The sequence below is a fragment of the Streptomyces sp. NPDC050546 genome (assembly GCF_044457425.1).
In the GTDB taxonomy this organism is placed as follows: domain Bacteria; phylum Actinomycetota; class Actinomycetes; order Streptomycetales; family Streptomycetaceae; genus Streptomyces.
This window is the reverse complement of the sequence record NZ_JBITGX010000009.1, coordinates 347,355-361,208: the sequence shown is the minus strand read 5'-3', so window position 1 is coordinate 361,208 and position 13,854 is coordinate 347,355. Positions and strand designations below refer to the sequence as shown.

Annotated in this window: 12 protein-coding genes; 7 read left to right on the top strand and 5 right to left on the bottom strand. The window is 71.7% G+C overall.

From position 1 onward, the window contains the following. Window positions 1-121: 121 nt before the first annotated feature. Together ACIBK5_RS24155 and ACIBK5_RS24150 are read right to left on the bottom strand one after the other, a co-directional pair. Window positions 122-781, bottom strand: a complete 660-nt coding sequence (locus tag ACIBK5_RS24155; RefSeq protein ID WP_399022297.1) for a hypothetical protein — start codon at window positions 779-781, stop codon at window positions 122-124. Between the two features lie 55 nt (window positions 782-836). Next, entirely contained in the window at window positions 837-1,502 is a 666-nt protein-coding gene (locus tag ACIBK5_RS24150; RefSeq protein WP_399022295.1) for a bifunctional DNA primase/polymerase, read from the bottom strand. A gap of 503 nt (window positions 1,503-2,005) precedes the next feature. On the opposite strand from ACIBK5_RS24150, the gene ACIBK5_RS24145 reads away from it, so the two are divergent. Together ACIBK5_RS24145 and ACIBK5_RS24140 are read left to right on the top strand one after the other, a co-directional pair. Then, on the top strand, window positions 2,006-3,520 hold the full coding sequence (locus ACIBK5_RS24145) for a PP2C family protein-serine/threonine phosphatase (protein ID WP_399022463.1): 1,515 nt from the start codon (window positions 2,006-2,008) through the stop codon (window positions 3,518-3,520). Between the two features lie 76 nt (window positions 3,521-3,596). Next, window positions 3,597-5,060, top strand: coding sequence for an aminopeptidase P family protein (locus tag ACIBK5_RS24140; RefSeq protein WP_399022293.1), 1,464 nt, complete (start codon window positions 3,597-3,599; stop codon window positions 5,058-5,060). Between the two features lie 67 nt (window positions 5,061-5,127). Here ACIBK5_RS24140 and ACIBK5_RS24135 read toward each other — a convergent pair whose 3' ends face one another. Both ACIBK5_RS24135 and ACIBK5_RS24130 read right to left on the bottom strand, forming a co-directional pair. Next, the gene (locus tag ACIBK5_RS24135; RefSeq protein WP_399022291.1) at window positions 5,128-5,940 is read right to left on the bottom strand and encodes a triphosphoribosyl-dephospho-CoA synthase; all 813 of its coding nucleotides are present in this window, start codon (window positions 5,938-5,940) and stop codon (window positions 5,128-5,130) included. Window positions 5,941-5,956: 16 nt separating this feature from the next. Continuing rightward, window positions 5,957-6,868 (bottom strand): intradiol ring-cleavage dioxygenase, encoded by a 912-nt coding sequence (locus tag ACIBK5_RS24130; RefSeq protein WP_399022289.1) that lies wholly within the window; start codon window positions 6,866-6,868, stop codon window positions 5,957-5,959. Between the two features lie 183 nt (window positions 6,869-7,051). On the opposite strand from ACIBK5_RS24130, the gene ACIBK5_RS24125 reads away from it, so the two are divergent. After that, window positions 7,052-10,045, top strand: coding sequence for a glycine--tRNA ligase (locus ACIBK5_RS24125; protein WP_399022287.1), 2,994 nt, complete (start codon window positions 7,052-7,054; stop codon window positions 10,043-10,045). A gap of 143 nt (window positions 10,046-10,188) precedes the next feature. Here the strand turns inward: ACIBK5_RS24125 and ACIBK5_RS24120 are convergent, their stop codons facing one another. Continuing rightward, complete coding sequence (locus tag ACIBK5_RS24120) at window positions 10,189-10,656, bottom strand: ATP-binding protein (protein WP_399022285.1); 468 nt, start codon at window positions 10,654-10,656, stop codon at window positions 10,189-10,191. Between the two features lie 245 nt (window positions 10,657-10,901). On the opposite strand from ACIBK5_RS24120, the gene ACIBK5_RS24115 reads away from it, so the two are divergent. The 4 genes from ACIBK5_RS24115 to ACIBK5_RS24100 all read left to right on the top strand — a co-directional run bounded on the left by ACIBK5_RS24115 (window position 10,902) and on the right by ACIBK5_RS24100 (window position 13,841). Next, window positions 10,902-11,717, top strand: a complete 816-nt coding sequence (locus tag ACIBK5_RS24115; RefSeq protein ID WP_399022283.1) for a hypothetical protein — start codon at window positions 10,902-10,904, stop codon at window positions 11,715-11,717. A 161-nt stretch (window positions 11,718-11,878) separates the two neighbouring features. Beyond that, window positions 11,879-12,622 (top strand): YcnI family protein, encoded by a 744-nt coding sequence (locus ACIBK5_RS24110; RefSeq protein ID WP_399022282.1) that lies wholly within the window; start codon window positions 11,879-11,881, stop codon window positions 12,620-12,622. Window positions 12,623-12,717: 95 nt separating this feature from the next. After that, the gene (locus ACIBK5_RS24105; RefSeq protein WP_399022280.1) at window positions 12,718-13,371 is read left to right on the top strand and encodes an SCO family protein; all 654 of its coding nucleotides are present in this window, start codon (window positions 12,718-12,720) and stop codon (window positions 13,369-13,371) included. Continuing rightward, window positions 13,368-13,841 (top strand): copper chaperone PCu(A)C, encoded by a 474-nt coding sequence (locus tag ACIBK5_RS24100; protein WP_399022278.1) that lies wholly within the window; start codon window positions 13,368-13,370, stop codon window positions 13,839-13,841. Before ACIBK5_RS24105 ends, ACIBK5_RS24100 begins: the two co-directional genes overlap by 4 nt. Window positions 13,842-13,854: the final 13 nt, after the last annotated feature.

Genomic DNA, 13,854 nt, shown 5'->3' with positions numbered 1-13,854 from the left:
TCGAATTTGCGAACAGCCGATCTCTTGTTACCGTTCCTGTAGCCCGGTTGCTGGTGCATCCCCCGTCGCCAGCAACCGGGTCCTTTCGTCTCCGCGACCGTTCACGGAACGCAGCCGCTCGTCAACTACCCGTCCACGCGGGTGAGTTGCTTCCCGAGCGCAACAGCAGCGGCCCCTGTCCCGCCCGCCGGGCGAACTCCGCGACCGCCGTGTACGCCGCCAGGTTCCCGCGCACCGGCTCCCGGGGCGTCTCACACGTCCGCGGCTCGTCCTCGGCGCTCACCGCACACGTCATCCGCACGGTCCGGGCGCCGGGCTCCATCAGGGTCAGTACGGCGTCCAGCGCCTCGCCGGTCGCGTTGCGGTAGTAGGTCCGCGCCCAGGTACGCGCACCCTGCGTCACGACACAGGTCTGCGCCTCGATGCCGTCGGGGGAGGAGACTTCGGGACCGCAGCGCACGGCGGTCGCCAGGCCCTGGCCGAGTGTGGGCAGGTCGGGAACGGCGGAGGGCGCGCCCCTGGACGCCCCGAGCGCCTTGCCGTCGGCGCCTGGGGAGGAACCGCCCGGGGAGGGACGTACCTCGTCCTGCACGGAATCGGAAGCGGGGCCACCGCGTTCGGCGGCGCCCTCCGAACCTCCGGGCTGTCGAACGGAATGTACGGATCCCGCGGACGCCACCGCCAGCGGCAGCGCGACCGCGCACACCGCCACGACGCCCGCGAGGGCGAGCAGTCTGGCCTTTCGGGGGTCCCGGGAGCGGCCCCGGGCATGACGCGGCATGACCCCGGAACTTAACGCCCCGAGGCCGACGCCGGGCCCGGCGCGCCCGACGGTCCTAGAACTCGGGCGCGCTCACACCCGTACGAGTGAGGGCTTCGACCACGGCGTCCACGACGGCCTCGACATCGGGCACCCACGGCGAGGCGGAGCCGGGCAGTGGCGCCCGCTCCCAGCGGATCTCGCCCTGGCCCGTCTCGGACGGGGGCAGGGCCAGATAGCCGCCCTCGCTGTGGAATCGGAGGGAGCCGGGCACGAAGTCCTTGGCGTAGAGCAGTTCGCCGAGTTGCTCCATGGAGTACGGCTTCACAAGGATCGCCCAGCGGGCGGGGGAGGCGACGACCGGGCCGAGCCGCATGCCCATGCGGTCGAGCGCCTCGAGGGCACGGGCCGCCGGCAGGGCGGGCAGTGACACCGCGCAGGGCGCCTTGCCGCCGGTGGCCATGACGATCGGCGCCGTGGGCCGGTTGCCCCACCACCAGCGGACCATGCGCCCGTCGGTGGTGGCCGCGAGGAGGCCGGGGTCGAAGGGGTGCGCGCCGGGCACCGTGCATTCGGGGTCGGGGCAGCCGCAGCGGCCCAGCCCCTGCGGGTCCGCCGCCACGCCCGGGAGTACGGGCCACTGCCATTCCGTCGCGTAGGTCAGGGCCGCGCCGATCAGCTCAGGCGTCCCGTCACCGCGCTTGGACAGGAGCCTGCGTCGCCTTCCGAGGATCTCGCGCATGAGCGCTCGTTCCTTTCCGTTGCACGCCTGGCAACACCGTGGTCCACATCACAACATGTGTCGATCACTTCACTGTGCGTACCTGTTGGCGCATCACACCCCTGCCGTGAGCAGGGGGAACCCCTATGGGTCGAGCTTTGACTGCCTCCGCGGCCGTCCCGCCCATACTGCGTGTATCAAAAGCACGGGCCTGGCGTAGGGGTGGCGAAGTATGGCGTTTGCCGTCGCGCGTATTTCTCTCCGCCTCCGCCACGGGAGGATGGGGCACGGTCGTCGGTGGATAGGACGCCCGGGTCCGTCGCCAGGTTCCGGGTGATTCCCAACCACCCCTGGCCTTCACCGAGTACGTACCCATCACGACCGTCGTGACGCTCCGTCGAGCAAGCCCAGTCGACCGCAATAAGCCGTCCCCTGCGGCAGTTTTAGGCCAACTTTACATTTCTGTAAGAGGAAGGAGAGTGACTCCCTCCGACCTCACGGACACCAGGAATCCCGGCAGGACAATGCTGGACATCTCCTCACGAGTGCGTGTACATGTGGAGACACTGCTGGCGGCGCAGAATGACATGGGGGTTTGCGATGCTTTTGAGCAGTACGCGCCGGTCGGAAGGCCGGACGCCATGAACGCCCCGCACCCTCCGAAAGTGGCCGGAATCGATTCAACGGTTCCGGCACCCGCCCACACTGTCGCGCCCGGCGCGCCGGGTACCTCCCCGGCTGTCCCCGCAAACCCCCCGGCTCCGCCCGGCGCGGTGCTGCAGGACCGTCTCGCCGGCTGGGTCTCCGACCTCACCACCCTCCACGAGCTCACCGAGCGTCTGGCCCGTACGGCCGCGCTCGACGAAGCGCTCCAGGAAGTGCTGCGGGCCGGTGCCGCCCTCGTGGGCGCCCGGCGCGGCCTCGTCGTGCTGGAACCCGGCGACGGCCTCGGACCGGACACCACCATCGGCCTGGGCCTGGCCCGCGCCGACCTCGGCCACATCGAGACCGTGCCGCGCAGCGCCCTGTCCTACGGCCGGATCCTCGACGGGCCGCCGGGCGGCGAGGACGGGATCGCCGAGCCCGACCTGTTCGCCGCTGAGGGGCTCGATCCCCGCCACCGCGAGGTCGCGGCCCGGCTCGGCTACGCCGCCAGCTACGCCCTCCCCCTGTCCACCGGGACCGCAGGCCGCCTCGGGGCCGCCGTCTGGCTCTACGACGAACCCGCCGAGCCGGGCGAGCGACAGCGCCACCTCATCGGCCTGTACGCCCGGTACGCCGCCGAACACCTAGCCCGGCTCCTCGAGCTGGAGCGCACCCGCGTGGCCATGGCGACGATGTCGGACGAGCTGCTCCCGTCGCGGCTGCCGCGGGTGTCCGGCGTCCAGCTCGCCGCCCGGCACCGCACCGGCCCGCGCGGCGGCGGCGACTGGTACGACGCGCTGCCGCTGCCCGACGCCGCCCTCGGCCTCGCCGTCGGCTCCGTCACCGGGTCGGGCCCCAGCGCGGTCGCCGCGATGGGACGGCTGCGGGCTTCCCTGCGCGCGTACGCCGTGATGGAGGGGGAGGATCCGGTCGCGGTCCTGTCCGACCTGGAGCTGCTGCTGCGGCTGACCGAGCCGGCCCGCTCGGCCACCGCGCTGTTCGGCTACTGCGAACCGGCCGCCCGCAAGATCACGCTGGCCGGCGCCGGGCACAGTCCGCCGCTGCTGATCGGACAGCGCCGCACGGAGTTCGTGGAGACGTCGGTCTCCGCCCCGCTGGGCATGCTCGCCTGCTGGGAGGCGCCGAGCGTGGAGATCCTCGCCGAGCCCGGAGAGACGGTTCTGCTGTACACCGACGGGCTGCTGCACCGCACCGGTGAGGCCACCGACCGCGCCTTCGCCCGGCTGCACGCGGCGGCCGCCGGAGTGCCGCGGGCGCTGCGGCACGACCCGGGCGCGCTCGCCGACCACGTCCTGCGGAGCGTGCTGCCGGACGGGCTGGACGCGGCGGAGGGTATGGAGGACGTCGTGCTGCTGGCGGTCCGGTTCGAGTAACGCTCCTCGTCATCGCCCTGAGGCCTCTTCCGCGCCGCCGTACAGTGGAGGACGGTCCAGTGCCGTATCGAGGAGGATGACCGTGGCGGAGGAGCTCACACCGGCGACCCCGGACGAGAGCGAAGAGCCGATCAAGCAGCGGAAGAACGGACTGTACCCCGGCGTGTCCGACGAGCTTGCCGAGAACATGAAGAGCGGCTGGGCCGACACCGAGCTGCGTGACCTCGAGCCCGTCCCCCAGGCCGCCGAGACCGCCGCCCGCCGGGCCGCGCTGTCCGCGCGCTTCCCGGGCGAGCGTCTGGTGATCCCCGCGGGCAACCTGAAGACCCGCTCGAACGACACCGAGTACGCCTTCCGCGCCTCCGTCGAGTACGCCTACCTCACCGGCAACCAGACGGAGGACGGCGTCCTCGTCCTGGAGCCCAAGGACGGGGGCCACGAGGCGACGATCTATCTCCTGCCGCGTTCCGACCGGGAGAACGGCGAGTTCTGGCTGGACGGCCAGGGCGAGCTGTGGGTCGGCCGCCGCCACTCCCTCACCGAGGCGGAGAAGCTGTACGGCATCCCCGCCTCCGACGTGCGCGAGCTGGCCGGGGCACTGGGCGAGGCCACGGGTCCGGTGCGGGCCGTACGCGGATACGACGCCGGCATCGAGGCCGCGCTGACCGACAAGGTCACCGCCGAGCGCGACGAGGAGCTGCGGGTCTTCCTCTCCGAGGCGCGGCTGGTCAAGGACGGCTTCGAGGTCGGCGAGCTGCAGAAGGCGGTCGACTCGACCGTGCGCGGCTTCGAGGACGTGGTGAAGGTCCTCGACAAGGCCGAGGCGACCTCCGAGCGGTACATCGAGGGCACGTTCTTCCTCCGCGCGCGCGTGGAGGGCAACGACGTCGGCTACGGCACGATCGCCGCGGCCGGGCCGCACGCCTGCACGCTGCACTGGGTGCGCAACGACGGGCCCGTGCGCTCGGGCGATCTGCTGCTGCTCGACGCGGGTGTGGAGACACACACGTACTACACGGCGGATGTGACGCGCACCCTGCCGGTCAACGGGCGGTTCAGCGAGCTCCAGAAGAAGATCTACGACGCCGTGTACGAGGCTCAGGAGGCCGGCATCGCGGCTGTGCAGCCGGGCGCGAAGTACCGGGACTTCCACGATGCCGCGCAGCGGGTGCTGGCGGAGAAGCTGGTCGAGTGGGGGCTCGTCGAGGGGCCTGTGGAGCGGGTGCTTGAGCTGGGGCTCCAGCGGCGGTGGACGCTGCACGGCACGGGTCACATGCTCGGCATGGACGTGCACGACTGCGCCGCCGCGCGGACCGAGACATATGTCGACGGTGTGCTGGAGCCGGGGATGTGCCTGACCGTCGAGCCCGGGCTGTACTTCCAGGCCGACGATCTGACCGTGCCGGAGGAGTACCGGGGTATCGGTGTGCGGATCGAGGACGACATCCTCGTGACCGGGAGTGGGAACCGGAACCTGAGTGCGGCGTTGCCTCGGCGGTCGGACGAGGTCGAGGCGTGGATGGCTTCCCTCAAGGGCTGAGTTTCGCCTCAAGGGCTGAGTTTCGAGTGCGGGTGATCTGTGGCTTGTCGCGCAGTTCCCCGCGCCCCTAAGGACTCAGGGCATCCAGGAACAGGGCGCCGGTGAGGAGCGCCCCGCTGCCCCCGGGTACCCAGGCGCGGGACGTCAGGTCCGTGTCCAGGGCTCTCAGCGCTGCCGCGCCCGGCTCCGTTGACGTGCCGCCAGCCTCCAGCACGCCTCGGGCGCCTGCCTGGACTTGCCGTAGGGCCACCGGCCCCGCCGTGTACAGCAGTTCGGTGTCCTGGAGCGTGGACATCACCGTGAGCAGGGCGTCAAGGCGGGCCTGAGGCTCGGTCGCGCCCCGGGCGCGGGACGTGGCGAGGGCGGTCAGGGCGCGGCGGACGTGAGGGAAGCCGGCCCTGGCCTCTCCCCTCGCGCCGGCAGCGCCGTACCTGGCCGACACCGTGGAGCCGCGTGAGGGGCGGCGTGGGGCGCGGCGGTCCGCGTGGGCGGCGATCTGCTTGGCCAGGGCCGTCGTGTCGGCCGGTCGCGCCCCCGGTTGCAGTGCCGCCGCCGCGACCAGCAGGCCGAGCGTCCACAGGGCGCCCCGGTGGCCGCCACCCGTCAGGCCCACCGTGTGCTCCGTGGAGCGGCCGATCGCGCCCAGGTCCGCGCGGAGCCGGGCGCTGGGCTCGCCCGTGCGGCGGGCCGCGGCGGCCATCGCCGTGAGGCCGGGCAGCAGCGCCCTGGCCGACCAGCGCAGCGCGCGGTGGTCCCGGCGGATGGCCCGGGCCGTCAGATCACGCGGGTCGGGCAGGCCCGGCTTGGGGGCCAGGGCCAGCTGGCCGACCAGCGCGTCGACGGCGGCCTCGGCGAGCGCCTCGTCCTCACGGTTGTTCATCGCCGTACCTCAGGCCTCAGGAAGAAGGGGACGACGAGGGGGCGGGGGCGCCGCTCGGGGGTGTGCCGCCTCCGCCACCGCTGCCCGCGCCCGTGTTCTCGGCGTCGGGGTCGATGCCCAGGGTGAGGAAGCCCCTGTAGCCCTTGGACGCGTCCTTCTTGTGGACCGCTTCGAGCGTGAGCAGGCCGCTGGACGCGCCGCCGCCGTCGTAGACCATGTCGTCGGCGAGCTTGGTGTAGCTGCCGCTGTGCTTGCTGTACGGCTCCAGGGCGAAGATCGACTCGGCGATCTCGTCGTCGAAGAACAGCTGGCCGGTGAAGTTGACCTTGCCGCCCTCGTAGGTGCCGTCCTCCTTCGCGCCGCCGGTGTGGACCTTCAGGTGGATGTGGCAGGTGCGCGGGGTGTACCAGCCCGGCACGATCGTCTCGAACTTGACGACCCCGTTGGCGTTGGCGACCTGGTAGCCGCGCAGATAGGTCTTGTCGTTGGCGGTGGAGCCGTCCTCGCTCTCGGCGGGGGCCGAGCCGCCGGGGTTGGCGGTGGTGTAGCCGGAGTAGTAGCCCCAGGCGTCGCAGTGCCAGATCTCCACGGCCGCGCCAGGGACCGGGGTGCAGCCGTCGGTGGCGTCCACGACGGTCAGGCGCAGGGTCAGCGGGACACCGCTCTTGCCCTCGGTGATGTTCTTGCGGACCAGCGCGCCGTCGAGGTAGTACGGCCCCTCCGTGACGCTCGACATCAGCTCCATGCAGGTGCCGGAGCTCGCGGAGGAGCCGGCCGTGGTCGTGGCCGTCGCGGCCGTGGTCGTCGTCGTGTCCGCGAAGGCCGCCTGGTAGCCGGCCGCGGCCAGGCCGCCCGCGGCGACCGTGCCGCCGGCGACCGCGAGGGCGCGGCGCCGGGTGATGGAGGTGTTCTTGTGGTTTCCCGTCATGGACGGGGAACCTAAGGACGCCACCCGTCAGGTTCGTGAGGCCCGGCTGAGAGCCCGCTGTGAATCGACCGGAGGCATCCGGCCAACGGGGCCGCAGGTCAAAAAACAGCAGGTCAGCGGTAGTTGGCGTATGAGATCATGGCCGACCTTGCCGGGCCGACTCGGGGAACAGGCGATTCGATCATGAAGAACGTCCAGACGGCGCTGACCATGCAGGACGCCGTCCTCACCCTGCAGAAGTACTGGAGCGACAACGGCTGCATGATCACGCAGCCGTTGAACACCGAGGTCGGAGCCGGTACGGCCAACCCGGCCACGGCGCTGCGTGTGCTCGGTCCCGAGCCCTGGAGCGTCGCCTACGTCGAGCCGAGCGTGCGGCCGGACGACTCGCGCTACGGCGAGAACCCCAACCGGCTCCAGACGCACACCCAGTTCCAGGTCATCCTCAAGCCGGACCCCGGCAACCCGCAGGAGCTGTATCTGGGCAGCCTGAGGGCGCTCGGCGTCGACCTCGGCGCGCACGACGTGCGGTTCGTCGAGGACAACTGGGCCTCACCCGCGCTCGGCGCCTGGGGGCTGGGCTGGGAGGTCTGGCTGGACGGCATGGAGATCACCCAGTTCACCTACTTCCAGCAGGTCGGCGGTGTCGCCCTGGACCCGGTGTCGGTGGAGATCACATACGGCCTCGAACGCATCCTGATGAACCTTCAGGGCGTGTCCCACTTCAAGGACATCGTCTACGCGCCGGGCATCACATACGGCGAGGTGTTCGGCCAGAACGAGTACGAGATGAGCCGCTACTACCTCGACGACGCCGACCTCGACACCAACCACCGGCTCTTCGAGGCCTACGCGGCCGAGGCACGGCGCCTGCTCGACCTGGAGCTGCCGGTTCCCGCGTACACCTACGTGCTCAAGTGCAGCCACACCTTCAACGTGCTCGACGCGCGCGGCGCCATCAGCACCACCGAGCGGGCCAAGGCGTTCTCGCTGATGCGCGGGCTGACGCACGAGACGGCGAAGCTGTGGGAGCGGCGGCGGGCCGCGCTGGAGCATCCGCTCGGGGTGGCGGCCGCACCGGCCCCGGCCGAGCGGCCCGCGCTGCCCAAGGTGCCCGGCGTCGAGACGCTGCTGTTCGAGATCGGCGTGGAGGAACTGCCGTACGCCGACGTGCCCGCCACCACCGAGGCGGTGCGCGAGTCGGTCACGGCGAAGCTGGCCGACACCCGGCTGGGACACGGCGCGATCACCGTGATGGCCACCCCGCGCCGGATCGTGATCACCGTCGACGGCGTCCAGCCGCGTGAACGGGACACGATGCGGACCGTGCGCGGGCCGAAGGTCGCCGCCGCCTTCAAGGACGGCGCTCCCACCCCGGCGCTGCTGGGCTTCGCCCGCAGCCAGGGCGCCGAACCGACGGACGTGCGGATCGTCGACGTCAAGGGCGTCGAGTATGTGGCGCTCACCCGACACGAGGAGGGGCGCTCGGCCGTCGAGGTGCTCAGCGAGCTGCTGGCCGAGGTCGTGTCCGGGCTGCGGGCCGGGCGCAACATGCGGTGGAGCGACCCGGGGCTGTCGTTCTCGCGTCCCGTGCGCTGGCTGCTGGCGCTGCTGGGGCGTACTCCCCTGCCCGTGGTCGTCTCCTCCCTCTCCGCGGGCGACACGACACGGGTGCAGCGCCAGGCCCCCTACCCCGAGGTCCGGGTGACCGCCGCCGAGGGCTACCCGCACTTCCTGCACATGCACGGCATCCTGCTCGACCGGGAGTCCCGGCGCGGCGCGGTCGTCCGCGGTGCCCTGGAGGCGGCGGCCGAGGTCGGCGGGCGGATCGACGTGGAGGGCCAGGCCGGACTGATCGACGAGATCACCGACATCCTGGAGTTCCCGTACGCCGTGCGGGGGTCGTTCGACGAGCGCTATCTCGAACTGCCCGCGAGCGTCCTGACCACGGTGATGCGCAAGCACCAGCGCTACCTGCCGGTGCTGGACGGCGAGCGCCTCATGCCGCACTTCGTCACCTTCGCCAACGCCCTGTGCGACGACGACGTGGTGCGGGCGGGCAACGAGGCGGTGCTGCGGGCCCGTTACGAGGACGCCGCGTTCTTCTGGCGGGCGGATCTGAAAGTGCCGCCGGCGGAGTTCCGGAGCCGGCTGGACAAGCTGACCTTCGAGGACCGGCTCGGTACGGTCGCAGACCGCGCCGAGCGCCTCGCCGTCCTCTCCCTCGATCTGGCCGGGCGTGCCGGGCTCGCTCAGGAGGCGGTGGACGTCGTCCGCCGCGCCGGTGCGCTGGCGAAGTTCGACCTGGCATCCCAGATGGTGATCGAGTTCTCGGGACTGGCCGGGGTGATGGCCGAGGAGTACGCCCGGCGGGCCGGCGAGTCCGCGGAGGTCGCCCGGGCCCTCGCCGAGATGGAGTTGCCGCGCTCCGCCGGCGGCGCCCTTCCCGCCGGGGACGCGGGCGCCGTGCTGTCGCTCGCCGACCGGTTCGACCTGGTGACGGGGATGTTCATCATCGGGGCCGCGCCGACCGGGAGTTCCGATCCTTACGGGGTGCGCCGGGCCGCGATCGGTCTGCTCAACGTGCTGCGGACCCTGCCCGCGGTGGCCGGGGTACGGGTGAGCGACGGGCTGCGCGCGGCGGCCGTACGGTATGCGGCGCAGGGCGTCGAGGTGCCGGTCGAGCGGGTCGCCGAGGCCGCCGAACTGATCACCCGGCGCTATGAGCAGCAGCTCACGGACGCCGGGCACGAACACCGGCTCGTCCAGGCCGTCCTGGTGTGGGCCGACCGGCCGGCCCACGGCGACCGGACATTGGCCATGCTGGAGCGGCACATCGGCACGGAGGCCTTCGAGGCACTCGCCGCCGCCTTCCAGCGGGTCGTGCGCATCCTCCCCGAGGGCGGCGTCGAGGCGGCGGACCCGTCCCTGCTGACCGCGCCCGCCGAACTGCGCCTCGCCGAGAGCGCCGAGGCCGTACGCCAGGCGTTGCACGGCCGCGAGGACGACCTCGGGGTACTGATCGAGGTCTCCGGGCCGCTGGTCGAGGCGATCAGCGCCTTCTTCGACGAGGTGCTGGTGATGGACCCCGACCCGGCGGTCCGTGCGGCCCGGCTGGCGCTGCTCACGCAGGTGGCGGGGCTGGCACGGACGACGCTGGACTGGAGCGCGCTGTAGGGGCAGAGACGGCAGCAGACGTTTCACGTGAAACACGGCGGTAGTGGTTCACACCGCGATGATGGTTCACAGGGCGGTAGTGGTTCACACGGCGGTGGGGTTTCACACGGCGGTGGTGTTTCACGTGAAACACCGCCGCGGGGTCAGACCGCCATCAGCGGCGCGGCGCCCTCGCGCCACTTGAGGACCTTGTCGAAGCTCACCACGGCCCCGCCCCGGCCCGGCTTGTTGCCGATGTGGACGTGGTCGGCGAGTTCCTGGATGAGGCACAGCCCTCTGCCGTTCTCCGCGTCGGAGTGCGCGGGCCTGATCGGCGGGCGGGACCGGGCGGGTGGCGCCGGGAAACCCGGGCCCGCGTCGGCGACCTCGATCCGGCACTTCTCGCCGTCGAGATAGGCCGTAACCCGGTACGCCTCCGAACCGGGGTCGCCGCATGCCACGTCCCCGCCGTGCTCCACGGCGTTCGCGCAGGCCTCACTGAGGGCGACGGAAAGGTCGTAGGAGACGTCCGGGTCGACGCCCGCGGTCTCCATCGTGCCGATCAGCAGGCGCCTGGCGAGAGGCACGCTGGCAGCTTCGCGCCGCAAATGGAGTGACCACCAGATGCTCATGCTCCAGCCTCCTGGCTGCGGCTCGACATACCGTTACGTATTGCCCCGAGTCCCCGCATGTAAGCGTGAAGTTGACGTGACGCCGCCCATACGGCGGATGCGCACTGGTCCTGATCGGTGTATGTAGGAGCGAACAGTCGGCGCAAGTGGGGGCGCGCGGGGCCAGAGGGTGACGTTCCGGTCGTACGGCATCTTGCGGACCTGCCGCACGAGGCCCGCGGGGCCAGTGCGATGATGAGCCCGCCATGACTGCCCCCCACGCGCGCGCGACGCGCTCCGGACACCCGCTCCGGATCCTGCGGGCCGCGGTGTTCGCCGCGGTCTGCGTCGTGCTGGCCGGGGCAGGTCACGCGCTGGCGTCGTGCGAGGGCATTCCGCTGTGGACGCTGGGCGCCGGGTTCCTCGGGGTGGTCGCGGTGGCGGCCCCGCTCGCGGGGCGCGTTCGTTCACTGCCGGGCATCGCGGCACTGCTCGCGGTCGGCCAGACGGTGCTGCACACCCTGTTCGGACTCGGGCAGCACGGTACGGCCGCCGCCACCACGTCCTCGGTACCGGCGGGCGCGAGCGATGCCGCGCTGGTCCAGCAGGCCGCCCGGCTCCTGTGCGGCTCCACGGCGGCGGCGATCAGCCCGGCGCAGGCCCACAAGATCCTCACCGACGCCCGGCTCCAGCCGACGGGCGGCACCCACACGCATGTGGCCGCGGATGCCGCACCGGCCTCGCTGTGGCCGTCCCTGCCGATGCTGCTCGGCCACGTCCTCGCGGCGATCGCCGCCGGCTGGCTGCTGCGCCACGGCGACCTGGCGCTGCTGCGGCTCACCGAACTGTCGGCGCAGGGCGTCACCGAAGGGACGCTGGTGCGCTCCCTGCGGGCGGTGTTCGCGCTGGTAAGCGCCCTGCGTGCCGGACTCCCGGGAGCGCCGGAGGCGCGTCCGTGCCCCGCTCACACCGTGCGGCCCGTGCCCGAGATGCCGTGCACCACCGCACTGCAGCACACGGTGATCCGGCGCGGCCCGCCGGCCGTCACGGCTCCCGCAGCCGCACTCGCCCTCGCCGCCTGACGCGACGCGACCACCACTCCGCTTCCTCGGATCCTCCGGATTCCTCTGAATCCCCGGATTCCCGGACGGCTCGGAGGAGGGGCCGCCGTCGTGCGGCACGCGCGCGTGCGCGGATCCCTCTTCCTCATCCCGACCCGACTCACAGCGGAGTGCTCTCTTCCATGAAGGTTTCCCGTATCGCCGCGGCCGGTGCCGCCGCCGGTGTCGCCGTTCTCGCCCTGTCCGCCCCCGCCTTCGCGCACGTCACCGTGCAGCCCGAAGGGGAGGCCGCCAAGGGCGGCTACGCGGTCGTGGACTTCAAGGTCCCGAACGAGCGCGACGACGCCTCGACCACCAAGCTCGAGGTCAACTTCCCCACCGACCACCCGCTGGCCTCCGTCATGCCGGAGCCGGTGCCCGGCTGGGACATCAAGGTCACCAAGTCCAAGCTGGACAAGCCGCTGGAGATGCACGGCGAGAAGATCTCCGAGGCCGTCACCAAGGTCACCTGGACCGCTGACGGCGACGGCATCAAGGCCGGCTTCTTCCAGAAGTTCCCGGTCTCCATCGGCACCCTGCCCGAGGACGCCGACGAACTCGTCTTCAAGGCCCTGCAGACGTACTCCAACAAGGAGGTCGTCCGCTGGATCGAGGTGCCGCAGGAGGGCAAGGAGGAGCCCGACAACCCGGCCCCCGTGCTGGAGCTCTCCGCCGCCTCCGAGGACGGGCACCACGGCTCGTCGGGCGACGAGGCCTCCGACTCCGCGCCGGCCGAGAAGGCCGCCGCCAAGACCACCGCCTCCGACACCGGCTCCTCCGACGGCACCGACACCACCGCCCGCGTCCTGGGCATCGTCGGCATCGTGGTCGGCGCGGCGGGCGTCGCCTACGGCGTACTCGCCGGGCGTCGGCGCTCCAACGCCTGACGCCCCTTCCGTTGCACGGCGCGCGCCGGGTCCTCGCCCCTCGGGCGGGGACACCCCGGTGCGCGCCGGGTCACCGACATCTGGGATTCCTTTCTATGCGCACCAAGACCTTCGCCGCGGCCGCTCTGCTCGCCGCCGCCTCTCTGACCCTGACCGCCTGCGGCAGCGGCGGCGACAGCGACAAGCCCGTCGCCGTGGTGTCGGAGGAGGCCGGCACCGAGAAGGCCGCCACCGTCCTCGACAAGCCGTTCGAGAAGCCGGATCTGGTCCTCACCGACACGCAGGGCAAGAAGTACGACCTCCGCAAGGAGACCGAGGGCAAGCCCACGCTGATCTACTTCGGCTACACCCACTGCCCCGACGTGTGCCCGTCGACCATGAGCAACATCGCCGTGGCCAAGAAGCAGCTGCCCAAGGCCGAACAGGACGACCTGCGCGTCGTGTTCGTCACCACCGACCCCGACCGCGACAACCCGGCCGAGCTCGGCAAGTGGCTCAAGGGCATCGACCCCCAGTTCATCGGCCTCACCGGCGACTTCGCGACCATCCAGGCCGGCGCCCGCACCCTCGGCATCTCCCTGGACGCGCCGCGGAAGGACAAGAACGGCAAGATCATCTCCGAGCACGGCACCCAGGTCATCGCGTTCTCGCCGAAGACCGACGGCGGCTATGTGCTCTACGGCGAGGACGCCACCGTCGACGACTACACCAAGGACCTCCCCGAGATCGTCAAGGGAGCGAACCCGTGAAGCGTCGACTCGGCCCGGCGGCCCTCGTCCTGACCGGGGCGCTGGCCCTGGCGGGCTGCGGCGGCTCGGACTCCGGCAGTGACTCCGCGGACGGGAAGGCGGAACTCTCCGTCGGCTCCGCGTACATGCCGCAGCCGGTCTCCGACGAGATGGCGGCGGGCTTCTTCACCGTCACCAACAAGGGCGGTGCCGCCGACGAGCTGACCTCGGTCAAGAGCGATGTCGCCGGGCAGGTCACCGTGCACGAGACCGTCGGCGGAGCCATGCAGGAGGTCGAGGACCTGAAGGTCCCCGCCCACGGCGAACTGGTGCTGAAGAGCGGCGGCGACCATCTGATGTTCGAGCAGTTGAAGCGCAAGCCGAAGGAAGGCCAGACGGTCACCGTCGAACTGCGCTTCGCCCGCTCCGGCCCCGTCAAGGTCGAGATGCCGGTGAAGTCGGCGACCTACCAACCGAAGACCGGACACTGAGGGAGGGATCCCT